Origin of the sequence: Pseudomonas syringae (genome assembly GCF_023278085.1) — a bacterium.
In the GTDB taxonomy this organism is placed as follows: domain Bacteria; phylum Pseudomonadota; class Gammaproteobacteria; order Pseudomonadales; family Pseudomonadaceae; genus Aquipseudomonas; species Aquipseudomonas syringae_Q.
Genome location: NZ_CP066265.1, coordinates 4,353,470 through 4,374,669 on the forward strand (window position 1 = coordinate 4,353,470; position 21,200 = coordinate 4,374,669).

Consider the following 21,200-nt stretch of genomic DNA (forward strand, 5'->3'; position numbering starts at 1 on the left):
GGCCGTTACCGAGCAGACCAGCGCAGGCGTCAACAGCCAGAAAGTGGAAACCGATCAGGTAGCCACAGCCATGCACGAGATGTCGGCCACTGTGGCAGAAGTTGCGCGCAACGCCGAGCAAGCCTCACATGCTGCGTCCAACGCTGACAAAGAAGCACGCGATGGCGACAAAGTGGTGGGCGAGGCTATCGCCCAGATCGAACGCCTGGCCACCGAAGTAGGTCGTTCGGCCGATGCGATGAACCAGCTGGAGCAGGAAAGCGACAAGATCGGCAAGGTCATGGACGTGATCAAGGCGGTGGCCGAGCAGACCAATCTCCTGGCCCTCAACGCAGCGATCGAAGCCGCGCGGGCCGGTGAAGCCGGGCGTGGTTTTGCCGTGGTTGCCGATGAAGTCCGCGGCCTGGCTCAGCGTACGCAGCAGTCGACAGTCGAGATCGAAACCCTGGTCGCGGCCCTGCAAAGCGGGACCCGTCAAGTGTCCAGCATCATGCTCAACAGCCGCGAGCTGACGGTCAGTAGCGTTGAACTGAGCCGCAAGGCCGGTACATCGCTGGGCAGCATTACTCAGACCGTTTCCAGCATTCAGGCCATGAACCAGCAGATCGCTGCAGCCGCTGAAGAGCAGAGTGCGGTGGCTGAAGAAATCAGTCGCAGCATCGTCAACGTGCGCGATGTGTCCGAGCAAACCGCGTCGGCCAGCGAAGAAACAGCGGCCTCCAGCGTCGAACTGGCACGCCTCGGTGGTCATTTGCAGACACTGGTCAGCCGCTTCAGGATCTGATTGTCAGTCATCACCTTCAAGCCCGGTTTTTACCGGGCTTGATCGTTTCAGAGACTCGCAAAACCAGTCCACACAGGCTTGACCCGCCGTTCGCCAGGCGTGCCAAGACGCTCGACATAGTCAGCCACGGCAATCTCATCGACCTTCCGTTTGCCTGCCAACAGAAATAACCGGAACACCTCGCTTTCGAGCACCTGGCTGACATGCTCACCAATCTTGTTCTGCACGGAATGTGCGATGTCCGCCTTCCCGTGCTCAATCTCATGGGCACTTTCCAGCACATACGCCAACCGGGTATGCAGCTTCTCCAGCCCGCGCCCGCTGGCTATCCGTTTGTAGGTTGCCAAAAAGAACGTCTCGCCACGACCGGGTTCATTGCGCGATACATACGCCACTGCGCAAAGCCCCACACCACTGCGCTTACGCCAATGCACCACGGTATTTTCGCCGAGCCTGAGAACGTCCTCACGTCGCCAGGCATGCCCGCTGTAGATCAGATGAATGATCGCGGCGTCCAGTGCGCGACGCGTGCAGCCAAAGCGCAGATCCGTGAAGCGCGCGTTGACCCTCACGCACGCTTCCTTCCGGACACGCACTATCCAGATGCGCCCCCGGGCCTCTCGGGTAATGCCGCGTGGAACGCTGTAGGTGACATCATCGACGATTTTGTCGTAACACCTCAGGCCTGAAATATCGATTTCAGACGATGTGTTCATAGGGCTGTTCGATGCCGAAAAGTTAAGGGCTGAACGCAACAAGGGCGATACGGCGGCCAACGGCTTATGCGTTGTCGTGGAGGGTGAGGCATTTGACTCGGGCAGAATATCTGCCCGTCAGGAACAGTGTGGCAGTGACCGACGAACCCGGCCTGATTGGGCGACGGGTGGTTGAGGGTCGCGATAAAACGGGGACAGCCTCTGCGCAGGCATCAGTGTCCCCGCCATTACTATCAAGCCTGCGGCGGCTGCCCATTGGATGCAGACAATCCGCCATCCACCGGCAGATTCACGCCCGTCACGAAGCGCGCATCATCGCTGGCCAGAAAGGCGATGACGTCGCCCACATCTTCGGCTTCGCCCGCACGACCCAGCGGGATGCGCTCCTTGAACTTGGCCATCAGCGCCTCATTACCCAACATGTCTTCGGTCAGCTCGCTGCGGGTCAGTGACGGGCAGACGGCATTGATACGGACGCCATCCACGCCATGGTCCATGGCCAGCGCGCGGGTGAAGTTGGTGATCGCGCCCTTGGCCGCGTTGTAAAAACTCATGCCCCAGTCCCCGCCCAGGCCGGACACCGACGACACATTGATAATGTTGCCCTTGCTGGCGATCAGCGCCGGCATGGCCGTGCGGGTGCAATAGAACACGCCGTCCAGGTCCACTGACATCAGCGCTTTCCAGTCGTCCACGCCCAGCTCGGTGACTTTGCCAGAGGTTGCGACACCGGCGTTGTTGACCAATACATCCAGGCGGCCGAAGCGTTCGGCCACTTCCTTGAACAACGCTTCCACGTCAGTCAGATCGGCGACGTCGGTCGCTCTGATCAAGTGTTCTTCGCCCGCCAGCTGTGCGGCCACTTTGGCAAGTTTCTCGCGATTGCGGCCAACCAATACCACGCTCGCGCCTTCCTGAGCGAAGCGCGTGGCGGTGGCTTCGCCGATCCCGGAACCTGCGCCTGTGACGACAACGACTTTTTGGGTGAACCGATTCATGTGGCAGCTCCAATCAAACAATGGGGTTACCGGGTGGACTGCCGACGTGTCCACAGCGTTCACTCCCATTTATTTACCGCCCTTTTTAAAGCGCAAAAACCAGGTGAATCGGTAAAGCTCGACTAACCGCTCGTTGACAAAGAACAGCCAGGCTGTAAATAATCGCAGCAGTTGTACGACAACCTATAACGCCAACAATAAAAACAACATCGGGGTACGTTTACATGAAGACTTGCGCCTGCTCGCTTGCTCTATCGTTTATTGAAGCTTCGCCCTCGCTGCCTGCTTTGCAGCACTCGACACCCTTCCTGATTCATAGCATTCGCTGACGTTCGGCGAGCGGTACTCGGCCGTCTGTCGGTCGAGGCCCTGCCTGGCGACGGGCATCACGCAATCCTCGAAGGTGTCGGCTGCTGCGCGTGCACAGCCAGAGAAGGGGACAGTTTCAATAAACAAGGGAGCACAACAATAATGACATCTCAAACGACCCGTTCACGCATGCTGCTGGGCGTCGGCGGCATGACGCTGGTATTCCCGATGCTCGGCATGGCCGAAGGCTTCGTGGACGACACCAAGGCCACGCTCACCCTGCGCAACGCGTACTTCAACCGCAACTTCACCAACCCGGCTTTCCCGAACAGTGCGGCGCCGCAGAACAAGGCCGAAGAATGGACACAAAGCTTCATTCTTGATGCCAAGTCCGGATTCACTCAAGGCGTGGTGGGTTTCGGTGTCGACGTGCTGGGCCTGTACTCGGTCAAGCTCGATGGCGGCAAAGGCACCGGCGGCACGCAGTTGCTGCCCATCCATGACGACGGGCGTCCGGCTGATGATTTCGGGCGTCTGGGCGTCGCGGGCAAGGCGCGGGTTTCCAAAACCGAGCTGAAAGTCGGCGAATGGATGCCGGTGCTGCCAATCCTGCGCTCCGATGACGGTCGCTCGCTGCCGCAGACCTTCCAGGGCGGTCAGGTGACCTCTAAAGAGATCGACGGCCTGACGCTGTACGGCGGGCAATTCCGTGGCAACAGCCCGCGCAACGATGCCAGCATGGAAGACATGTCGTTGAACGGACGGGGGGCGTTTACGTCGGACCGCTTCAATTTCGGCGGCGGTGAATACGTGTTCAACGACAAGCGCACTCAGGTGGGCGTCTGGTACTCGGAGTTGCAGGATATCTATCAGCAGCAGTTCTTCAATTTGCTGCACAGCCAGCCGATCGGCGACTGGACCCTGGGCGCCAACCTCGGTTTCTTTACCGGCAAGGAAGACGGCAACAAACTCGCGGGCGATCTGGACAACAAGACCACCTATGCACTGCTCTCGGCACGCTATGGCGGCAGCACGTTCTACGTCGGGCTGCAGAAGCTCACTGGCGATAATGCGTGGATGCGTGTCAACGGCACCAGCGGCGGTACGCTGGCCAACGACAGTTACAACTCAAGTTACGACAACGCCAAAGAGAAGTCCTGGCAACTGCGCCACGACTACAACTTCGCGGTGCTCGGTGTACCCGGCCTGACCCTGATGAACCGCTACATCAGCGGCGATAACGTGCACACCGGCACCATCACCGACGGCAAGGAATGGGGCCGCGAGTCCGAGCTGGCCTATACCGTACAGAGTGGCGCATTCAAGAACCTGAACGTCAAATGGCGTAACTCAACGCTGCGTCGCGATTTCAGTGCCAACGAATTCGATGAGAACCGCGTGTTCGTCAGCTATCCGATTTCGCTGCTCTGACCCCTGTGGCGAAGTCTGTCGATCGTGCAGACTTCGCCTTTGTAACCAGCTGTGTCGCCCGCTGCGCTCATGGCCGATTTATACCTTGGCCGCGTTGACAATCAGCGCATGCGGTGTCGATAATTCGGCAAGTCATACGACAACAGATGACAACAATAACAATCAGGACTTTTCTCATGGCATCGGCTCATACCACCCAAACTCCCTTCAATCGCCTCCTGCTGACAGGTGCGGCAGGTGGCCTGGGCAAAGTATTGCGCGAGACCCTGCGCCCTTACGCGAAGGTCCTGCGACTTTCCGACATTGCCGAGATGGCACCTGCCATCGACGACAGTGAAGAAGTTCAGGTCTGCGATCTGGCCGACAAGCATGCAGTACACGGCCTTGTCGAAGGCGTCGATGCGATTCTGCATTTTGGTGGAGTGTCGGTCGAACGCCCGTTCGAGGAAATCCTCGGTGCCAATATCTGCGGGGTGTTCCACATCTATGAAGCCGCTCGTCGGCATGGCGTGAAACGCGTGATCTTCGCCAGCTCCAATCATGTGATCGGCTTCTACAAGCAGACCGAAACCATCGACGCGCACTCCCCTCGCCGCCCGGACAGCTACTACGGCCTGTCCAAGTCCTACGGCGAAGACATGGCCAGCTTCTACTTCGATCGCTACGGTATCGAAACCGTCAGCATCCGCATTGGCTCGTCCTTCCCTGAACCGCAGAACCGCCGAATGATGAGCACCTGGCTGAGCTTTGGTGACCTGACCCAACTCATCGAGCGCTCCCTGTATGCGCGGGATGTGGGCCATACCGTGGTCTACGGCGTGTCAGACAACAAGACGGTGTGGTGGGACAACCGCTTCGCCAGCAAACTGGACTACGCGCCCAAAGACAGTTCGGAACCATTCCGTGCAAAAGTCGACGCGCAGCCGCTACCGGCAGCCGACGATCCGGCGATGGTCTATCAGGGTGGCGCCTTCGTGGCCTCGGGGCCGTTTGGCGACCAATAAGCATCGCTGCTTCCTTTCAGAAATCCGGAGACACGAATCGTCATGGATGCCGAACTGATCGTCGATGCACAAAATGCCACGGGTGAAAGCCCGGTCTGGAGCGTTCGCGACCAAGCCCTGTACTGGGTGGATATCCCGGCGGGCCGCCTGCATCGCTGGACGTGCGCCGACAACACGATGCGCAGCTGGAAAGCGCCGCAGATGCTCGCCTGCATTGCCGCTGACAGCCGGGGCGGCTGGATAGCCGGGATGGAAAGCGGGATCTTTCATCTGCAACCCTGCGACGACGGCAATCTGATCAGCACGCTGCTGGTCAGCGTTGAGCACGCCCGCACAGGTATGCGCTTCAACGATGGCCGGTGCGACCGGCAAGGCCGTTTCTGGGCCGGCACCATGTTGATGGACATGGCGGCAGGTGCCGTGGTCGGCGCGATGTATCGCTACAGCGCTGGCCAGAAGACGCTGGACCCACTGCTCCAGGATTTCATTGTTCCCAACGGTCTGGCGTTCAGCCCTGATGGCAACACCATGTACCTGTCTGACTCACACCCCAACGTGCAAAAAATCTGGGCTTTCAATTACGACACTGACAGCGGCACGCCCTATGACCGTCGCTTGTTCGTGGACATGAACCATCACCTGGGGCGCCCCGACGGCGCGGCAATCGACAGCGACGGCTGTTACTGGATCTGCGGCAACGACGCCGGCCTGATCCATCGCTTCACGCCCAACGGCAAACTCGACCGCTCGCTGGTCGTGCCGGTGAAAAAACCTGCCATGTGTGCATTTGGCGGCCCGAACCTCGACACCCTGTTCGTGACCTCCATTCGCCCCGGCGGCGACCTCAGCGACCAGCCACTCGCCGGTGGTGTATTCGCTTTGCGACCTGGCGTCAAAGGCCTGGAGGAACCCACGTTCAAAGGCTGACTGCGCCTTCCGAAAATCCCTTAGCTCGACCAAAAATAACAACATCGGAGATATCCATGGATTTCAAACGCAAGTTCCTCATCGCAGCGCTTCCGCTGGCCTTCTGCATGTCGGGCATGGCCCAGGCAGAGGTCAAGATCAAGTTCGCCGAGGTCCACCCCGCAGGCTATGCGCCAGTCGTGGCGGAACAGAACATGGGAAAAAAACTCGAAGAGCAATCCAAGGGCGAGATCAGCTTCAAGATGTACGCGGGCGGCGTGCTCGGCTCCGAGAAGGAAGTCGTCGAGCAAGTCCAGAGTGGCGCAGTGCAGATGACGCGCGTCAGCCTCGGCATCGTTGGCCCGGTCGTGCCGGACGTCAACGTCTTCAACCTGCCATTCGTGTTCCGTGATCAGGCGCACATGCGCACCATCATCGACGGCGAAATCGGTCAGGAAATTCTCGACAAGATCACCAACTCGCAATTCAACATGGTCGCCCTGGCCTGGATGGATGGCGGCACCCGTAACCTGTACACCAAGAAACCTGTACGGCAGATTTCCGATCTCAAAGGCATGAAGATCCGCGTTCAGGGCAACCCCGTATTCATCGAAACCATCAATGACATGGGCGGCAACGGCATCGCCATGGCCACCGGCGAGATCTTCAGTGCCCTGCAGACCGGCGTGATCGATGGCGCCGAAAACAACCCGCCTACCTATTTCCAGCACAACCACTACCAGAACGCGAAGTTCTTCACCATTACCGAGCACTTGATCCTGCCTGAGCCGATCGTGATGTCGAAAACCACGTGGGAAAAGCTCAAGCCTGACCAACAGGCACTGGTGAAAAAACTCGCACGTGAAGCGCAGATGGAAGAGCGCGTGCTGTGGGACAAGTCGTCAGCCGATGCCGAGACCAAACTCAAGGCAGCAGGTGTGGAATTCATCACCCTGACGCCAGAGCAGAAGAAAGCCTTCTATGACGCTACCCAGCCGGTACGCGACAAATTCGGCGCACCCTACAAGGATCTGATCAGCCGCATCGAAGCGGTCCAGACCAATCCGGCCCTGGCTGCGAACAACGCCCAAGCGGCCCAATAAGCCTGTCCGATCAAGCTGCGGGAACGAGCACATGCTCGTTCGCCGCCGTGGTGAGCCTCTATGAAAAGTAATCTGTTGCGCATCAACGACACGATCTATCGCGTCTGTATCGGCATTGCGGGTCTGTCGGTGCTGATCATGACGCTGATCATTCCCTGGGGCATCTTTGCCCGCTACATCCTGGGCAGCGGCTCCAGCTGGCCGGAACCCACCGCCATTCTGCTGATGGTGGTGTTCACCTTCTTCGGCGCCGCCGCCAGCTACCGTGCCGGTGCGCACATGGCCGTCTCGATGGCCGTGGACCGCATGCCGCAGCAGGTACGCCGCATCGCTGCCGTGGTGGTGCAGGTGCTGATGGCGATTGTAGCCCTGTTCATGATTTTCAAGGGCTTCAAGTTGTGCGCCACCACCTGGAATCAGTTCGTCGGCGAACTGCCGTTTCTGCGCGTGGGCATCTCTTACCTGCCGATTCCCGTCGGCGGCATCGTGACCCTGATTTTCGTGCTGGAACGGTTGTTTCTGGGTGACCAGAGTCATCGCGCGGTGATGCGCTTCGACGTCATTGAAGAAAGCGAAGGTGCCGCATAAATGGACGCTTTTATACTGTTGGGCAGCTTTATCGCACTGATCCTGATCGGCATGCCGGTCGCTTACGCACTGGGCCTGTCAGCCTTGATCGGCGCCTGGTGGATCGATATTCCAGCCGATGCGCTGATGATCCAGATCGCTGGCGGCGTGAATAAATTCTCGTTGCTGGCAATTCCGTTCTTTGTACTCGCCGGGGCGATCATGGCCGAAGGCGGGATGTCCCGGCGGCTGGTTGCGTTTGCCGCAGTACTGGTGGGCTTCGTGCGCGGCGGGCTGTCGCTGGTCAACATCGTGGCCTCGACGTTCTTTGGCGCCATCTCGGGCTCGTCAGTCGCCGATACCGCATCGGTCGGCTCGGTGCTGATCCCGGAAATGGAGCGTAACGGCTACCCTCGCGACTTCTCGACAGCGGTCACCGTCAGCGGCTCGGTTCAAGCGTTATTGACGCCGCCCAGCCATAACTCGGTGCTGTACTCGCTGGCAGCAGGCGGCACGGTATCGATCGCTTCGCTGTTCATGGCGGGCATTCTGCCGGGCCTGCTGCTCAGCGCCGTGATGATGGGCCTGTGCATGATCTTCGCGCGCAAGCGCAACTACCCCAAGGGCGAAGTGGTGCCGTTGCGTCAGGCGCTGAAAATCGCCGGTGAAGCGCTCTGGGGCATGATGGCCATGGTCATCATCCTCGGCGGTATCCTGTCGGGTATCTTCACCGCCACCGAGTCGGCCGCGATTGCCGTGCTCTGGGCGTTCTTCGTTACCATGTTCATCTACCGCGACTACAAATGGCGCGATCTGCCCAAGCTGATGCACCGGGCGGCACGCACCATTTCCATCGTGATGATCCTGATCGGTTTCGCCGCCAGCTTCGGTTACATCCTGACGCTGATGGAGATCCCGATGAAGATCACCACAGCATTCCTGACCCTGTCGGATAACCGTTACGTGATCCTGATGTGCATCAACGTCATGTTGCTGCTGCTCGGCACCGTGATGGACATGGCGCCGCTGATTCTGATCCTGACTCCGATTCTGTTGCCGGTCATCGTCGGCGTCGGCATCGACCCAGTGCATTTCGGCATGATCATGCTGGTCAATCTGGGGATCGGACTGATCACACCGCCGGTGGGTGCGGTGCTGTTCGTCGGTGCGGCGGTGGGTAAAGTCACCATCGAAGCCACCGTGAAAGCACTGGTGCCCTTCTATGTCGCACTGTTCCTGGTGCTGATGCTGGTGACCTACATTCCGGCCATCTCGCTGTGGCTGCCGAGCGTGGTGCTCTAAAGTCTGTCGCTGCTGTGCCACCGGAGCCCCGCAAAGGGCTCCGGTGTGCAACGTCTGTTTTCCAGCCAAGGAGGCTGGTTGCGTATGTCCGCCCCCGCCCTGTTTCCCCGTCACATTGCCGTGCTGATCCTCGCGCTGCTGGCCTGCTCGTTTGCCGGCAATCATATTGCAGCGCGCATCGCTTTCGACCACGACACCGGCCTGCTGCTGGCGATCCTTTGTCGCTCTGGTGTGACCTTGCTGGTCCTGACCAGCTTGGTGCTGTGGCAACGTGAAAAAATCAGTTTGCCGGCCAGCACCTGGCGCTGGCAACTGCTCCTCGGGTTGCTGATCGCGACCCAGAGTTTTTGTATCTACTCGGCGGTGGCGCGCATTCCGGTGGCCCTGGCGCTGCTGGTGGTCAATGTCTCGCCAATCCTGCTGGCGTTGCTGAGCTGGGCACTGGGCGGTGCCAGGCCTACGCGCCGTGCAGCAGGCCTGATGGGGCTGATTCTGTTTGGCCTGACGCTGGCGCTGGATGTGCCACAGCGCTTGTCCAACCCGGGCAACAGCGAGCCGCAATGGCTGGAGGGCATCGCTTACGCGTCTACCGCCGCAGTGGTGTTCGCGTTTGCGCTGTGGATTACCGATAACAAACTGGCGAGCATGCGCGGCAGCGTACGCAGCATGCTGACCATGGCCGTGGTGTTTGTGGTCGCCGCCGTTGCAGGCAGCAGTGGCGTGTTGCCCGGCGGCGTGGATCTGCCGGCGAGTCAGGTCGGCTGGACCGCACTGGCCAGTCTGGTGCTGCTTTACGGGCTGGGCTTTTCGCTGCTGTTCATCTGCATGGCGCGTCTGGACATCAGCCGCAATGCACCGGTGATGAACATCGAACCGGTGGCGAGCCTGTTGTTTGGCTGGCTGATTCTGGACCAGTTGCTCAGCGGCGGCCAGGTCATCGGCGGGCTGATCGTGGTCAGCGGCATTGTTCTGCTGACCTGGCGCCGCACTACGCCGCCTGCCCCTCAAACCTCCAGCAAGGTGCTGCATCATGCCCGTGAACATTCTGACCCTTGAAGATGGCGTGACCCGCCTGAGCATCGCCCCAGAAATAGGCGGCAGCATCGTCAACTGGAGCGTATTGGCCAGCGGCCGGCCCTTGCTTCGCGCAAGCAACGACGATGCACTGGCGGCCTGCACACCGCGCCGACTGGCCTGCTACCCGCTGGCGCCCTGGTCGAACCGGATCGGCAACGGCGGTTTCGACACGCCGGATGGCTGGCTGGCGTTGCCCCCCAACAGCGCCAATGACCCGCTGCCGATTCATGGAAGTGCCTGGCAGCAAGCCTGGACGGTCGTCGAGCAGACGCCATGGCAAGTCTGCCTGCAACTCGACAGTCTGATCCCCTTTGCCTATCGCGCTGAACTGCGCTACACCCTGCACGACGGCCAACTGAGCATCGAACTGACCACTACTCACTTGGACAACCGCGCCGCCTGGCATGGGCTGGGCTTGCACCCTTATCTGCCTCGCACGGCCCATACGCGCTTGCAGACCAACGCCGCACAGGTCTGGCTGTGCGATGAAAGAGGATTGCCCACCGCCTTGCAGGACCTTCCTGCCGAATGGGACTTCCAGCACAGCCGCGCCCTGCCCGACACACGCCTCGACAACGGCTTCACCGGCTGGGATGGCCACAGCATCATCAGCCAGCCGGACCTGGGCTATGAACTGCACTGCCAGGCAAGCGGCAGTGAATACTTTCTGGTCTTCTGTCCGCCGGGGCTGGATTTCTTCTGTTTCGAGCCGGTCAGCCACCCGGTCAACGCCCATCATTTGCCAGGACGGCCGGGGTTGAAGCTGTTGCGGCAGGGAGAGTCGATGCGGCTGAGGGTCAGTCTGGCCTACAAGGCTTCCGGCACAGTGCCCTGATATGAAACATCACGGAAAAATGACTGTTAATCCACTCATCGCATCCTGTGATCCATCCCCTCTCCATCTTCGTAACATCTCTGACCCGCGAACCAATACCAGACAATGGTGATCAGAAGGTGGATCATGCGCATTACTGCCAGTCTCAGGACCTTCTGTCACTTGTCCAACCCGCACAGCGATTTGCCGATAACCCGACTTTGGATCGAAGAAGTCGCCGCCGTGGCCCGTCAAAGGGACCGCGACAGCTTCATGCGCATCTACGATCACTTCGCCCCGCGTTTGCTGCGTTATCTGACGGGGTTGAATGTGCCCGAAGGTCAGGCTGAGGAGCTGGTGCAGGAGGTGCTGCTGAAGCTGTGGCACAAGGCCGAGTCCTTCGACCCGAGCAAGGCCAGCCTGGGGACCTGGCTGTTCCGCATTGCGCGCAATATGTACATCGACAGCGTGCGCAAGGATCGAGGCTGGGTGCAGGTACAAAATTCGCTGGAGCAACTCGAGCGTCTGGAGGCCCCGGTCGACAGAACGCTCGATTACAGCCAGCGTCAGGAGCAACAACTGAACACTGCCATCCAGAACCTGCCCACCGATCAGGCCAAGGTGTTGCGAATGTCTTATTTCGAAGCGCTCAGCCATCGGGAGATTTCCGAACGCCTGGACATGCCTCTGGGGACGGTGAAATCGTGCTTGCGTCTGGCCTTTCAAAAGCTGCGCTCAAGGATGGAGGAGTCATGATGGGCCCAACGCATCATCCGGACGACGCAACGCTGATCAGCTATGCGTCAGGGGCACTGTCGCAGGTCATCTCGCTGGTCACCGCCGCGCATCTGGAGCGCTGCGCCGAATGCAGAGCGCGGCTCAGGCAGGCAGAGCAGATCGGCGGCGTATTGATGCAGCAACACAGCAGCACGGTGGTACCGCTCAAAGGTCGTTCGGGGATGCTTGCGCGTCTGGATGAACAGGCCATGAACGTTGCCCCGCCAATGCATTCAATGCCTGCGGCCAACCAGGACCCGGATTTGCTGCCGACCTGCATGCAGGCGCATTTCGGCCGACATCTGAGCGAGTTGAAATGGAAGACCCTGATCCCCGGCGTGCAGCGCGTACGCGCCGAAGGCATCGAGCACGGCAACCTCATGCTGCTGAAAATCGCACCGGGCGTCAGCATGCCGGTTCACAGCCATGAAAGCGGCGAAATGACCATGGTTCTCAAGGGTGCTTATCACGACGTGCAGGGAGAGTTCGGACTGGGGGATGTGGCCGATCTGGACAGCCATATCCAGCACCAGCCGATTGCCTACCCGGACCGGGAATGCATCTGCGTACTGGCTGCTGAATCAAAGCTGCGCTTTCATGGGCTGCTGGCGAGGATGATGCAGCCGTTTTTCGGGATTTGAAAAATCTTGCGGGGAGCAGATCGGGCAGACCCGGAATTCGAGAAATCTGCTATTCGAAGAGCGCCTGGACACGAGCAAGCACATCGTCGATCACCATTTCAGGGACTGACTCAATACGCTTTGCACCACGAGCCTCAAGATCAACGGTTCGAATCTGATTGCAAAGAACGACACCCTGCGTCTCTGTGCCTGAGCCACTCAACGGCACCGCGAAACCCGCATATCGCGCAAAATCGCCGCCCTGTGTGATTGGCGCAATGATTACAAGGCCTGATGCGTTGTAAGCCGCAGGTGTGAGAATCAACGCTGGACGAAAATCACCTTGCTGCTCGCGTCCTGCGGTTGGATTCAGGTTCAGTCGCACAATATCCGAGCGGTTGAATTTGACCCGTTTCAAACTTCGCGCCCAACTGGCTGAATTGCGTTCCATGCGGCCAGCTCTGCAGGCTCGGGCGCGCTCAAATCACATTGGGCCATCAAGTCAGCCAATCGATAATGCAGCTTTGCCTTGGCTGGCTTGAGTGTAATCACTTCTGCAGACGCATCGAGCGTAAGTACATCCCCAGTGGACAGACTCATCTGCTTGAGCACGTTTGCGGGCAGACGAATCGCCGCACTATTGCCCCACTGCTGAATTTTCACTTCCATCAAGACACCTCACAATGTAGAGCCACTGTAGATACATTACAGAGAGCATGCAACCCAAAAAAGAGAAACATAGTATCTACAGTCGCCAACTGCCAGCTCACCCTGTTTCAGAAGTTTGCAGACGTCCCGAGCCCATCAAGACCGGGCGTTCAGCGCTGAATACTGACACCCAGCGAAGCCAGTGCATCCCAGTAACCGGGGTAGGTCTTGCCGACGCAATCGGGGTCCTGGATACGGATGCCTTTGATCTTCAGGCCGGCCAGCGCAAAGCACATGGCAATACGGTGGTCGGCGTGGGTGTCGATCAACGCATCGACCGTGGTGCCTGCCAGCGCCGGGTTGGCATTGACCACCAGATCATCACCCTCCTCGACCGCCAGACCGGGCGCGATGGCGCACAGGCCTTGGGACAGGGCTGAAATCCGGTCGCACTCCTTGACCCGCAGGTTGGCGATGCCGACAAAGCGCACTGGCTGACGATTGAACGCAGCGAGCACCGCCAGCGTCGGAATCGCATCCTGCATTTGCGAGCCGTCGATGACGGCGGGCATGTTCGGGAAGCTATCAATGATCTGGCTGGCAAGTGCATCAGGCTGGGTGAAGGCGTCACTCGCCACGCCGAGGTCGATAGTGCCCCCGGTCAGAGCCTGTGCGGCCCACAGATAAGTCGCTGCCGAAGCGTCAGGCTCGATGTGGAAATCGGTCGCGCGATAGCCGGTGGCCGATACTTTCCAGGCTGAGTCACCGATAGCCTGAACCTCGGCACCGAAGGCCTGCATGGCTGCGAGGGTCAGGTCGACGTAACCGCGTGCGCCGATTTCGCTGCCGGTCAGGGCCACTTCGAGAGGCCCCTTGCCGCAGGCTCCGGCCATCAGCAGCGCCGACACGTACTGGCTGGACAGGTTGCCGTCGATCTCGATGCGGCCTGCCGCCAGACCGCCGGTGCCCTTGATCGCCACCGGCGGGCAACCCGTCGGAGCGCTGACGTCCACACCCATGCGCTGCAAGGCATCGACCAGCGGGCCTATCGGGCGCTTGCGCATGTACTCGTCGCCATCCACCACGAAGTTGCCTTCGAAATTGGCCAGCGCGGCCGTCAGAAAACGCGTCGCGGTCCCGGCATTGCCCAGAAACAGCGCCTGCTGCGGTGCCTGCCAGCGACCGCTGCTGGTCACAACAAAGGTGCTGTCATCTGGCTCATCGACCTGCACGCCCATCAGACGCAGGGCTTCGGACATCACTCGGGTGTCGTCGCTCTTCAGCGCGCCGGTCAGGCGGCTGGTGCCTTTGGCCAGCCCCGCCAGCAGCAGCGCACGGTTGGTGATCGACTTGGAGCCCGGCGGGCTGACGCGCCCGACCAGCGGGCGCTCGACAGGCAAAACAGTGAGGGTGGCTTGAGATCGCATGATGTCCCTGAGCGTCAGCGGAAAAATCGCGATCCTAGCACGAGGACGAGCAAGCCCGCAGGGCGGTTTTGGTGGATGGCGATGACTGCAGGCCGATCACTTTTGCGCGGTGCCGGACAGTTGCTGCAGCTTGTCGTTGGCCGCCAGCAATTGATTGCGGTTGGCCGCCACATCGGTCACATCGTAAATCACCAGACACACATGGCTGATCGCGCCCGTGGTGGAGCGCAGCGGGAACAGCGTGGTGTTCTGGTACATGAACGCCTCCTGCCCGGTGATCGGCTGATAGTTCTTGAAGCGCACCAGGTAAGGCCGCTGCTCCCAGATGGTGAATGCGGGCGTACCGAGGGTCACGACGTTATCGATTTTCTTGCTGAACCACTTCGCGTTGACCTCGGGAAAAATCTCGAAAAAGGTCTTGTCGATGGCCACATAGGGCACCACACCGGAGCGGTTTTCCATGAAGGTGTTCCAGACCGTTACCCGGTAATTCAGGTCCAGCACCACAATGCCTACGTCAATGTTCTGGGTGACGGCCAGCAACCAATGAAGCTCGTTGATTTCGATAGCGTTGCTCATGGGTCAGCTCATCATGTAGGCGAGTTTTTTGGTAAGCAGCTCGACCGAATCTTCGGTGAACAGCATCAGCAGATCGAAATGCAGGTTGTGACCTTCCACGCTGTAACTGATTTCGACCGCCAGGGTCTTTTTCCAGCGCTGCTGATTGATGCGGATCAGTTCATCGATTCCGCCCTGCGCGCCCAGCAACTGCGGGTGGCCTTGCGAAAAAGCGATGTCGATTTGCTCGGCAATACCGCTCAGGCAGGCACCGATCAGGATGGTCGACAGGTCGAGCAGCATCTCCATGTCGGAACTGTCGGAGTGATCGCCGCCCATCAGTTGCGAGATGCCGGAAATATCCGAGTCATGAAAAATCAGCAGCGCTTCACCGGAAATACCGCCACCGATGTAGCCCTGACACACTGCCGTCAGACGCTGATCACTGTGCGCATCGGCCAGTGCCATGTGCAATTCGCCGACTTCGAGCATGTTCACGTTGGGCACCGGCAGCTGTACGAACACCCCCAGCACCTTGGCCAGCAATGCTGCAGCACGGCCCATGGCAACGTTGATGGTTTCGCGGAAGGCATCCTGAAAGCTGATCACCCCGCCCGTGTTGTTCAGCGCCGGCAACGCAACCGGCACAACGGCAGGTTTGCCCAGCAGGCCGAGCCGGTCCAGCGTGCTTTTGAGCTCGTCCGGGTCGGCAGGCTTTTTCAGGAACGCCAGCGCCCCTAGTTCCATGACCCGGCGTACCGCTTCGTCCTGCACGTCGCCGGACACGACAATCACCTTGGCGTCCAGGTTTTCGGCACGAATCGCCGCCAGCGTCTGGTAGCCGTCCATCACTGGCATGGTCAGGTCGAGCAACACGACCTGGCCCTGCCCTTTGCGTATGGCCTCCAGACCTTCCTGGCCTTGGGTAGCCAGCGTGACCGACACATCCCAATCTTCGGGCAAGGCACGCAACAGCTGCTTGCGCGCCATGTTCGAGTCGTCACATATCAACAGCGCAAGCGTGGACATCGTGTGGTTCTCACTGCAGAAAAATCAGGCCGACGGTGGCGGACAGCACGTATACGTTCGACTGCACTCTCAGAAGAGACTGGCCTGAGCCTATAACGCTCGATCGGTAACATTCAAACTAAACCTATAGCCTAAATCGGCGATCTTTGAAGTTTCTGTAATTTAAGTCGATATCTGTTGCTACAGATCACTACCGCTGCCGATCAAACAGGCTTAGTATCAAGTGATAGATTTATTAGCAATCAATCGATAGATCCTCAGTTCAACAGCGAGGTGCCTCATGTCTCTGCCTATCAGCGATTACCATCCAGCCCTGCCCCGGCAAGACGATTTCTGGCAGCACCTGGGCATCCCGGCACGTGGCACCCGCCTGCATACGGCCTTGCACAGCGGTTTGCCCTATGAAGTGTTCGAGCGCCTGGCAAACTACACCGACCTGAATCGCTCGACGCTGGCTGAACATCTGGGCATCGCGCCGGCAACCTTGCAGCGGCGTCTCAAGGTGCGGCGCTTCAATGCCGAAGAGAGTGATCGCCTGTTTCGTCTGGCAGCGGTCTACAAAGCGGCACTGGACCTGTTCGAAGACGACACCGAAGGCACCCGCCAGTGGCTGGCGAACCCGGTACACGGGCTGGGCAATCGCAAACCGCTGGAGATGCTTGCCACCTCAGCCGAAGCCCAGGCAGTGCTGGACCTGATCGGCCGGCTGGAGCACGGAGTCGTGGCGTGATTGCGCTCTATCGTCTGGTAAAGCGCAAATGGCTGGCGCAAGCGTTCGACGGCGAAGGCGCCAAACTCTATGGCGGACGCTGGAACAGCAAGGGCAACGCTTGCGTCTACTGCGCCGGCAGCGAATCGCTCGCGTTGCTGGAAATACTGGTGCACCTGAACAACGCCAGCGTGGCCCGGCATTACACGATGCTTGAACTGCAGATCGCCGAAGAGCTGATCCTCAATGCGCGCCCCGACACCCTGCCACCCGACTGGCGCGAAGAACCTGCGCCCCCCGCCACGGCCTCGTTCGGCGACGCCTGGCTGGCATCGGGTCAAAGCCTGGCCTTGGCCGTACCCAGCGTCATCATTCCTCGCGAATGCAACTACCTGCTCAATGTCCAGCATCCTGAATTCAGAACCGTTGTAGCAGCGGCCAGAGCGCTGGAGTTTGATGTAGACCCGCGCTTGAAGTGAGCTGGCTATCAGCGCTCCGGCCACGAACTGATCACTGCATAAGGCGTTTGCAGGTCCCTCTCGGGGATTTCCCAGATCAGCAGTTTCGGCGGTGTCTGGCGGAATGCCGGGTTGTCGAAATAAGCGTTCGCGGCGCCTGAGAACTCGCCGCCGTCCTTGGCGAAGTTGCCGATCGGGGCGCCCAGTTCCTTTTGCAGAAAGCCCACAAAACCCGAGTTGCGCGAGAACGAGGTGCCGATGAGGGCGACATTCGGCAGGTTGCTGTCGCCAAACAGGTCATCCAGGTTATCGCCGCCCGCCGCCGTTTCGTCGGCAAGCTCGCTGATCTGCGTGGTCGCCACATCTTGTGGAGGGGGCTGCAACGACAGCGGCAGCCAGTCGAGCCCGGCCAGGCGCACCAGATCGCCAGGGCGCTCGGCCATCGGCGCAGTGCTGACCTGGAACTGCCGTTGCGGAGTCGCCTTGATGCCGGCGTGCTGAACGTGTGCGGCAATCAACCTGGCTGCCGCACTGGCGCCTGCTTCACTCCAGTGCGTGTCAGTGCGCAGGTACGCGGTTTCACCCAGCGATTGCAGGGGTGCGCTGAGGTCGAGGATGTCGACGCCAGCCGCTTTCAGATCAGTGGCCCAGCGTGCAACACGAGCCTGAAGCACGTCAGGTCGGTAGAGCCCGCAGAGTTGCGGGGCGGCAATACGGCTCTTGTCCGGTACGACGGCGATTAGCAGGTCGATGCCGCGCTTTTTCAGGCTGCGCTGCATGTCGATCACCACCTGAGCCTTGCGTTGCGCATTGGCCTGAGCGTTGCGATTGAGCTTGAATTCGTCGGTGAGGAACAGCCAGCCAGGGCAGCCCTGACGGACACGCGGGCCAGTGTCATGAAACAGCAGCCAGCTAGCACCTCGTTCGATATCGGCAGCTTTCTGCGCCAGAAATGTGCCGGACAGCTGTTTGGCCAGTTTGTGAGTCACTTCACCGTGCAGCGCTGCATCGAGGGTAAGCGGTTTCGGCAGCAGCTCCACTTTTCCGCCGAGCAGCAGCATGCAGGAAGACAGCAAGCCGACGCCGAGGAACACTGCCAGCGTAATACCCGCCACATTGCAGGTGCGCACGGCCAGTTGGCCGGGGTGCGGCGGTACTGCCGACGGACTGGTCATGGGCACCGCCCTCAAAACTGAAAGTACAGAAACGGAACCGTCTCGCGGCTGGCAATCAGCGCGAACGACAACAGAAATCCGGCGACCGGCCACAGTGCCGCTCCCCAGACAAACACCGGCCGGGTGCCAAAACGCTGTTCGCAGCGCATCTGCATTAACGGTGCGAGCACACAGGCCACACCCAGCAGTGCCGCCATGCCGTGCGCCGGACGCAAGGTGACAGCCAGCGCATCGCCGAGGCCCAGACCATGCTGACCGAACTGCCCGGCATACATCGTCACTGCGGTGGCGAAGTCCGGCGCGCGGAACAGCGTCCAGGCCAGGCACACGAACAGCAGCGTCAGCAGGTGCGCCAGGGGCTTGGGAATGGCGGGCAGGCTTGAACGCGACCAGGCGCGATCAACGCACAACGCCACGCCATGCGCCGCCCCCCACAACAGGTAATTCCAGCTGTCGCCGCCGTGCCACAGACCGGCAATCGCCATGGTCAGGAACAGGTTGCGATAGGTGTTCCAGACGCCGTGACGATTACCGCCCAGCGCGATGTACAAGTAATCGCGCAGCCAGCTGGACAGTGACAAATGCCAGCGCCGCCAGAAGTCCTGAATGCTGCTGGCCAGATACGGGCGGTTGAAGTTTTCCGGGAAGTGAAAGCCCAGCATCAGCCCCAGACCGATGGCCATGGCGCTGTACCCGGCGAAATCGAAAAACAGCTGCAGCGAGTACGCCAGACAGCCGACCCAGGCATCCACCAGCGACGGGTTCGGCACGTGAAACGCTACGTCGACCAAGGGCGACAACGTATCGGCCACCAATACTTTCATGCTCATGCCGATCATGAAGCGCCGTGCGCCCAAGGCGAAGTTCTGGCGGTTGAAATGGCGCTGCACCAGCTCGCGGCGCACCCAGTCATAGCGAATGATCGGGCCGGCAATCGAATGGCCGAACATTGAGATGTAGGTGGCGTAATTGATGAAACTGCGCTCGACCGGCACGGTATGCCGGTGAACATCCACCAGATAGGAAATGGCCTGCAACACAATGAACGAAAGCCCGGCAGGCAGCGCCACCCGCTGCCATTCCAGAGGCATTGCCCCGTAGTACGTGATCAGCTCACTCCAGGTGCCAGCCACGATATTGGCGTATTTGTACCAGCACAGCACAACGACGTTGAGCACGATCAACGCTGCCAGCAGGCGAATTCGCCCCTTTGAGCCTTCCCGCGCCCGATCTATCAGCAAGCCGCCGACCCAGGCCACCAGCGTCAGGACCATGTGCAGCGACAGGAACAACGGGCTCAGCCAGCCGTAGAACAGCCAGCTGCCAATCAATAGCGTGACATTGCGCCAGGCCGCGGGGCTCAGTGCGTAGGCCAGCAAAAAAGCGGGCAGGAACACCATCAGAAACTCGAGCGAGGCGAATACCATAACGACGACAGAGCCTGATCAGTTGGACAATGAGTCCGTGGCCGACAACAGGCGCGGACCTGTGGCGGACGGCACCAGCAACACGCTGTAGCGCTCGCCGGCCTTGAGTTCGCCCAGATCCAGTGGCGCGCCGACAATGGCGTTAGCGCAGACCAGTTGCACGGACAGGCTCACCGGATTGATTGAGCGACGCTGCAACGTGCCGGTCGGGACCGCCTTGAACAGGTCGCCGCTGCGACCGGCCGGGCGCAGGCTTGCCTCGCTGCAGCCGGCATCAAGGCTGAAGAACGCCAGTGAAGCCTTCAAACCATTGAAGTCATCCGGCTGCTCACGAACGGTGACAGGCTTTAAGCTGCCATCGGCCTGCGCCGTGACCACGACCGTGGCGAACTCGCCGGGCTCGACACTGATGTCCAGTGGCAGCTTTTTATCAGCGCTGATCAGCGTGCCTTTTACCGGGCTGCTGGCCTGCACCGGGAAGAACAGGGAGACCGGCTTCGTCATGTCCAGCTGCAACGGTGTCTGGCCTTCGCGGGCCACCACTTGCAGCGGCGCAGCGGCAGCATTGATGAAGCGAATGAACGCCGAATCCTGCGCAGGCCCGGTGGGATACAGGGCGATATCGGCTGCATAAGCTTCAAAACCGATCAACAGGGCTGCAACACTGCCAGCCATCAGGCGCACGGCAATCATTGTTTGGCCCCTGCTGCGCTGACGCTGGTGACCGGTAATCTGCCCAGTGCATCGCCAATTGCAGTTCCCCAGGACTTATAACCGGCGACCGTAAAATGCTGGCCGTCCGTGGTGATCCATTGCCCAGGGCTGGAAAAACTCAGCGAATCAATATAGGTGCACGGCGCCACGTTGCTGGCCAGAAACTGCGACATCAGTTGGGTGCGTGCATCGTTCTTCTGATACATGCCACCGACCTTGCCCCACGCCGGGCCGACCCAGGCGCACTTGGTGCCGGTGGCCGCGATGGCCTTGGTCAGGCTGGTCACGTTCTGCCACGCCCAGGCCTTGGGAAATGAAGGCTTGTCGTAGGAAGCCATGGTGTCGCCGATCACGATGACAACCAGATCAGGTTTGTCGGCGGCGATCAGCTCGGCAATCGGTGTGGTGGTTGCGTCGCGGCCCTTGATGACAATCTTGCCGTTGCCTGTTTGCTCGGCGCCACAATCGACCTTCTTGCTGATCAGCCAGTCACCGGCACTGGCCCCGCAGGCACCAATCGAATGCACGATGGCGCCTTGCCGGGTCAGGTTGTCGTGCAGCGGCTCCATCAGATGGTCGGCCAGACTCATGTGGCTTTCTCCCAGGACCAGAAGGGTCATACCGGCAAGAACGGAAGGCATCGAATT

The 21,200-nt window shown here is 60.0% G+C and carries 23 protein-coding genes and 1 pseudogene; 13 read left to right on the plus strand and 11 right to left on the minus strand.

Annotated elements, in window-relative coordinates; all coding sequences use genetic code 11:
• Nucleotides 1–184: 184 nt before the first annotated feature.
• Nucleotides 185–784 (plus strand): annotated as a pseudogene (locus I9H07_RS25175) (methyl-accepting chemotaxis protein); the annotation flags it as partial.
• A 47-nt stretch (nucleotides 785–831) separates the two neighbouring features.
• Here the strand turns inward: I9H07_RS25175 and I9H07_RS19415 are convergent.
• Together I9H07_RS19415 and I9H07_RS19420 are read right to left on the minus strand one after the other, a co-directional pair.
• Nucleotides 832–1,500, minus strand: a complete 669-nt coding sequence (locus I9H07_RS19415) for a hypothetical protein (RefSeq protein WP_236425243.1) — start codon at nucleotides 1,498–1,500, stop codon at nucleotides 832–834.
• Nucleotides 1,501–1,733: 233 nt separating this feature from the next.
• On the minus strand, nucleotides 1,734–2,498 hold the full coding sequence (locus I9H07_RS19420) for an SDR family NAD(P)-dependent oxidoreductase (RefSeq protein WP_236425242.1): 765 nt from the start codon (nucleotides 2,496–2,498) through the stop codon (nucleotides 1,734–1,736).
• Between the two features lie 471 nt (nucleotides 2,499–2,969).
• Between I9H07_RS19420 and I9H07_RS19425 the strand changes: the two genes are divergently transcribed.
• The 10 genes from I9H07_RS19425 (at nucleotide 2,970) to I9H07_RS19470 (ending at nucleotide 12,429) form a co-directional block, all read left to right on the plus strand.
• Nucleotides 2,970–4,238 (plus strand): OprD family porin, encoded by a 1,269-nt coding sequence (locus I9H07_RS19425; protein ID WP_058825379.1) that lies wholly within the window; start codon nucleotides 2,970–2,972, stop codon nucleotides 4,236–4,238.
• 176 nt (nucleotides 4,239–4,414) lie between these two features.
• Nucleotides 4,415–5,242, plus strand: coding sequence for an NAD-dependent epimerase/dehydratase family protein (locus I9H07_RS19430; protein ID WP_236425241.1), 828 nt, complete (start codon nucleotides 4,415–4,417; stop codon nucleotides 5,240–5,242).
• A gap of 42 nt (nucleotides 5,243–5,284) precedes the next feature.
• Nucleotides 5,285–6,169: a glucurono-1,5-lactonase gene (locus I9H07_RS19435; protein ID WP_236425240.1), complete on the plus strand. Its 885-nt coding sequence runs from the start codon at nucleotides 5,285–5,287 to the stop codon at nucleotides 6,167–6,169.
• A 56-nt stretch (nucleotides 6,170–6,225) separates the two neighbouring features.
• The gene (locus I9H07_RS19440) at nucleotides 6,226–7,251 is read left to right on the plus strand and encodes a TRAP transporter substrate-binding protein (protein WP_024672639.1); all 1,026 of its coding nucleotides are present in this window, start codon (nucleotides 6,226–6,228) and stop codon (nucleotides 7,249–7,251) included.
• A gap of 60 nt (nucleotides 7,252–7,311) precedes the next feature.
• Entirely contained in the window at nucleotides 7,312–7,839 is a 528-nt protein-coding gene (locus I9H07_RS19445) for a TRAP transporter small permease (protein ID WP_024672640.1), read from the plus strand.
• On the plus strand, nucleotides 7,840–9,120 hold the full coding sequence (locus tag I9H07_RS19450) for a TRAP transporter large permease (protein ID WP_003404808.1): 1,281 nt from the start codon (nucleotides 7,840–7,842) through the stop codon (nucleotides 9,118–9,120).
• A gap of 84 nt (nucleotides 9,121–9,204) precedes the next feature.
• Nucleotides 9,205–10,176: an EamA family transporter gene (locus I9H07_RS19455; RefSeq protein WP_236425239.1), complete on the plus strand. Its 972-nt coding sequence runs from the start codon at nucleotides 9,205–9,207 to the stop codon at nucleotides 10,174–10,176.
• Nucleotides 10,151–11,032 carry an aldose 1-epimerase gene (locus I9H07_RS19460; protein WP_236425238.1) on the plus strand — a complete coding sequence of 294 codons (882 nt, stop codon included), beginning with the start codon at nucleotides 10,151–10,153 and terminating at the stop codon, nucleotides 11,030–11,032. The genes I9H07_RS19455 and I9H07_RS19460 overlap by 26 nt, the downstream gene beginning before the upstream one ends.
• Nucleotides 11,033–11,254: 222 nt before the next feature.
• Nucleotides 11,255–11,767, plus strand: a complete 513-nt coding sequence (locus I9H07_RS19465) for a sigma-70 family RNA polymerase sigma factor (RefSeq protein WP_024672645.1) — start codon at nucleotides 11,255–11,257, stop codon at nucleotides 11,765–11,767.
• Complete coding sequence (locus I9H07_RS19470; RefSeq protein WP_024672646.1) at nucleotides 11,767–12,429, plus strand: ChrR family anti-sigma-E factor; 663 nt, start codon at nucleotides 11,767–11,769, stop codon at nucleotides 12,427–12,429. The genes I9H07_RS19465 and I9H07_RS19470 overlap by 1 nt, the downstream gene beginning before the upstream one ends.
• A gap of 49 nt (nucleotides 12,430–12,478) precedes the next feature.
• On the opposite strand, the gene I9H07_RS19475 is transcribed toward I9H07_RS19470, so the two are convergent.
• The 5 genes from I9H07_RS19475 to I9H07_RS19495 all read right to left on the minus strand — a co-directional run bounded on the left by I9H07_RS19475 (nucleotide 12,479) and on the right by I9H07_RS19495 (nucleotide 16,070).
• Nucleotides 12,479–12,826: a type II toxin-antitoxin system ChpB family toxin gene (locus I9H07_RS19475; protein ID WP_024672647.1), complete on the minus strand. Its 348-nt coding sequence runs from the start codon at nucleotides 12,824–12,826 to the stop codon at nucleotides 12,479–12,481.
• A complete protein-coding gene (locus I9H07_RS19480; RefSeq protein ID WP_236425237.1) occupies nucleotides 12,823–13,077 on the minus strand; it encodes an AbrB/MazE/SpoVT family DNA-binding domain-containing protein in 255 nt (84 codons plus the stop codon). Before I9H07_RS19480 ends, I9H07_RS19475 begins: the two co-directional genes overlap by 4 nt.
• Nucleotides 13,078–13,226: 149 nt before the next feature.
• A complete protein-coding gene (gene aroA / locus I9H07_RS19485; protein WP_236425236.1) occupies nucleotides 13,227–14,483 on the minus strand; it encodes a 3-phosphoshikimate 1-carboxyvinyltransferase in 1,257 nt (418 codons plus the stop codon).
• Nucleotides 14,484–14,579: 96 nt separating this feature from the next.
• Nucleotides 14,580–15,062, minus strand: a complete 483-nt coding sequence (locus I9H07_RS19490) for a PAS domain-containing protein (protein WP_024672650.1) — start codon at nucleotides 15,060–15,062, stop codon at nucleotides 14,580–14,582.
• Nucleotides 15,063–15,065: 3 nt separating this feature from the next.
• Nucleotides 15,066–16,070 (minus strand): response regulator, encoded by a 1,005-nt coding sequence (locus I9H07_RS19495; RefSeq protein ID WP_024672651.1) that lies wholly within the window; start codon nucleotides 16,068–16,070, stop codon nucleotides 15,066–15,068.
• Nucleotides 16,071–16,350: 280 nt separating this feature from the next.
• Between I9H07_RS19495 and I9H07_RS19500 the strand changes: the two genes are divergently transcribed.
• The gene (locus tag I9H07_RS19500; RefSeq protein WP_058392655.1) at nucleotides 16,351–16,800 is read left to right on the plus strand and encodes a DUF2384 domain-containing protein; all 450 of its coding nucleotides are present in this window, start codon (nucleotides 16,351–16,353) and stop codon (nucleotides 16,798–16,800) included.
• Nucleotides 16,797–17,258, plus strand: coding sequence for an RES family NAD+ phosphorylase (locus tag I9H07_RS19505; protein ID WP_024672652.1), 462 nt, complete (start codon nucleotides 16,797–16,799; stop codon nucleotides 17,256–17,258). Before I9H07_RS19500 ends, I9H07_RS19505 begins: the two co-directional genes overlap by 4 nt.
• Nucleotides 17,259–17,266: 8 nt before the next feature.
• On the opposite strand, the gene I9H07_RS19510 is transcribed toward I9H07_RS19505, so the two are convergent.
• From I9H07_RS19510 to I9H07_RS19525, 4 genes are read right to left on the minus strand one after another with little or no spacing between them, the layout of a single operon-like run.
• Complete coding sequence (locus I9H07_RS19510; RefSeq protein ID WP_236425235.1) at nucleotides 17,267–18,412, minus strand: alginate O-acetyltransferase AlgX-related protein; 1,146 nt, start codon at nucleotides 18,410–18,412, stop codon at nucleotides 17,267–17,269.
• Nucleotides 18,413–18,423: 11 nt separating this feature from the next.
• Entirely contained in the window at nucleotides 18,424–19,839 is a 1,416-nt protein-coding gene (locus tag I9H07_RS19515; RefSeq protein ID WP_236425234.1) for an MBOAT family O-acyltransferase, read from the minus strand.
• Between the two features lie 18 nt (nucleotides 19,840–19,857).
• Entirely contained in the window at nucleotides 19,858–20,532 is a 675-nt protein-coding gene (locus I9H07_RS19520; RefSeq protein ID WP_236425233.1) for an alginate O-acetyltransferase AlgF, read from the minus strand.
• Nucleotides 20,529–21,194 carry an SGNH/GDSL hydrolase family protein gene (locus I9H07_RS19525; RefSeq protein WP_024672658.1) on the minus strand — a complete coding sequence of 222 codons (666 nt, stop codon included), beginning with the start codon at nucleotides 21,192–21,194 and terminating at the stop codon, nucleotides 20,529–20,531. The genes I9H07_RS19520 and I9H07_RS19525 overlap by 4 nt, the downstream gene beginning before the upstream one ends.
• Between the last annotated feature and the right edge of the window lie 6 nt (nucleotides 21,195–21,200).

Coding starts and splice junctions, on each gene's coding strand:
- aroA (WP_236425236.1), bottom strand. CDS start 14,483: ATGCGATCTCAAGCCACCCTCACTGTTTTGCCTGTCGAGCGCCCGCTG.
- I9H07_RS19515 (WP_236425234.1), bottom strand. CDS start 19,839: ATGGTATTCGCCTCGCTCGAGTTTCTGATGGTGTTCCTGCCCGCTTTT.
- I9H07_RS19525 (WP_024672658.1), bottom strand. CDS start 21,194: ATGCCTTCCGTTCTTGCCGGTATGACCCTTCTGGTCCTGGGAGAAAGC.
- I9H07_RS19440 (WP_024672639.1), top strand. CDS start 6,226: ATGGATTTCAAACGCAAGTTCCTCATCGCAGCGCTTCCGCTGGCCTTC.
- I9H07_RS19450 (WP_003404808.1), top strand. CDS start 7,840: ATGGACGCTTTTATACTGTTGGGCAGCTTTATCGCACTGATCCTGATC.
- I9H07_RS19470 (WP_024672646.1), top strand. CDS start 11,767: ATGGGCCCAACGCATCATCCGGACGACGCAACGCTGATCAGCTATGCG.
- I9H07_RS19480 (WP_236425237.1), bottom strand. CDS start 13,077: ATGGAAGTGAAAATTCAGCAGTGGGGCAATAGTGCGGCGATTCGTCTG.
- I9H07_RS19430 (WP_236425241.1), top strand. CDS start 4,415: ATGGCATCGGCTCATACCACCCAAACTCCCTTCAATCGCCTCCTGCTG.
- I9H07_RS19460 (WP_236425238.1), top strand. CDS start 10,151: ATGCCCGTGAACATTCTGACCCTTGAAGATGGCGTGACCCGCCTGAGC.
- I9H07_RS19455 (WP_236425239.1), top strand. CDS start 9,205: ATGTCCGCCCCCGCCCTGTTTCCCCGTCACATTGCCGTGCTGATCCTC.
- I9H07_RS19425 (WP_058825379.1), top strand. CDS start 2,970: ATGACATCTCAAACGACCCGTTCACGCATGCTGCTGGGCGTCGGCGGC.
- I9H07_RS19510 (WP_236425235.1), bottom strand. CDS start 18,412: ATGACCAGTCCGTCGGCAGTACCGCCGCACCCCGGCCAACTGGCCGTG.
- I9H07_RS19500 (WP_058392655.1), top strand. CDS start 16,351: ATGTCTCTGCCTATCAGCGATTACCATCCAGCCCTGCCCCGGCAAGAC.
- I9H07_RS19490 (WP_024672650.1), bottom strand. CDS start 15,062: ATGAGCAACGCTATCGAAATCAACGAGCTTCATTGGTTGCTGGCCGTC.
- I9H07_RS19415 (WP_236425243.1), bottom strand. CDS start 1,500: ATGAACACATCGTCTGAAATCGATATTTCAGGCCTGAGGTGTTACGAC.
- I9H07_RS19445 (WP_024672640.1), top strand. CDS start 7,312: ATGAAAAGTAATCTGTTGCGCATCAACGACACGATCTATCGCGTCTGT.
- I9H07_RS19495 (WP_024672651.1), bottom strand. CDS start 16,070: ATGTCCACGCTTGCGCTGTTGATATGTGACGACTCGAACATGGCGCGC.
- I9H07_RS19420 (WP_236425242.1), bottom strand. CDS start 2,498: ATGAATCGGTTCACCCAAAAAGTCGTTGTCGTCACAGGCGCAGGTTCC.
- I9H07_RS19435 (WP_236425240.1), top strand. CDS start 5,285: ATGGATGCCGAACTGATCGTCGATGCACAAAATGCCACGGGTGAAAGC.
- I9H07_RS19520 (WP_236425233.1), bottom strand. CDS start 20,532: ATGATTGCCGTGCGCCTGATGGCTGGCAGTGTTGCAGCCCTGTTGATC.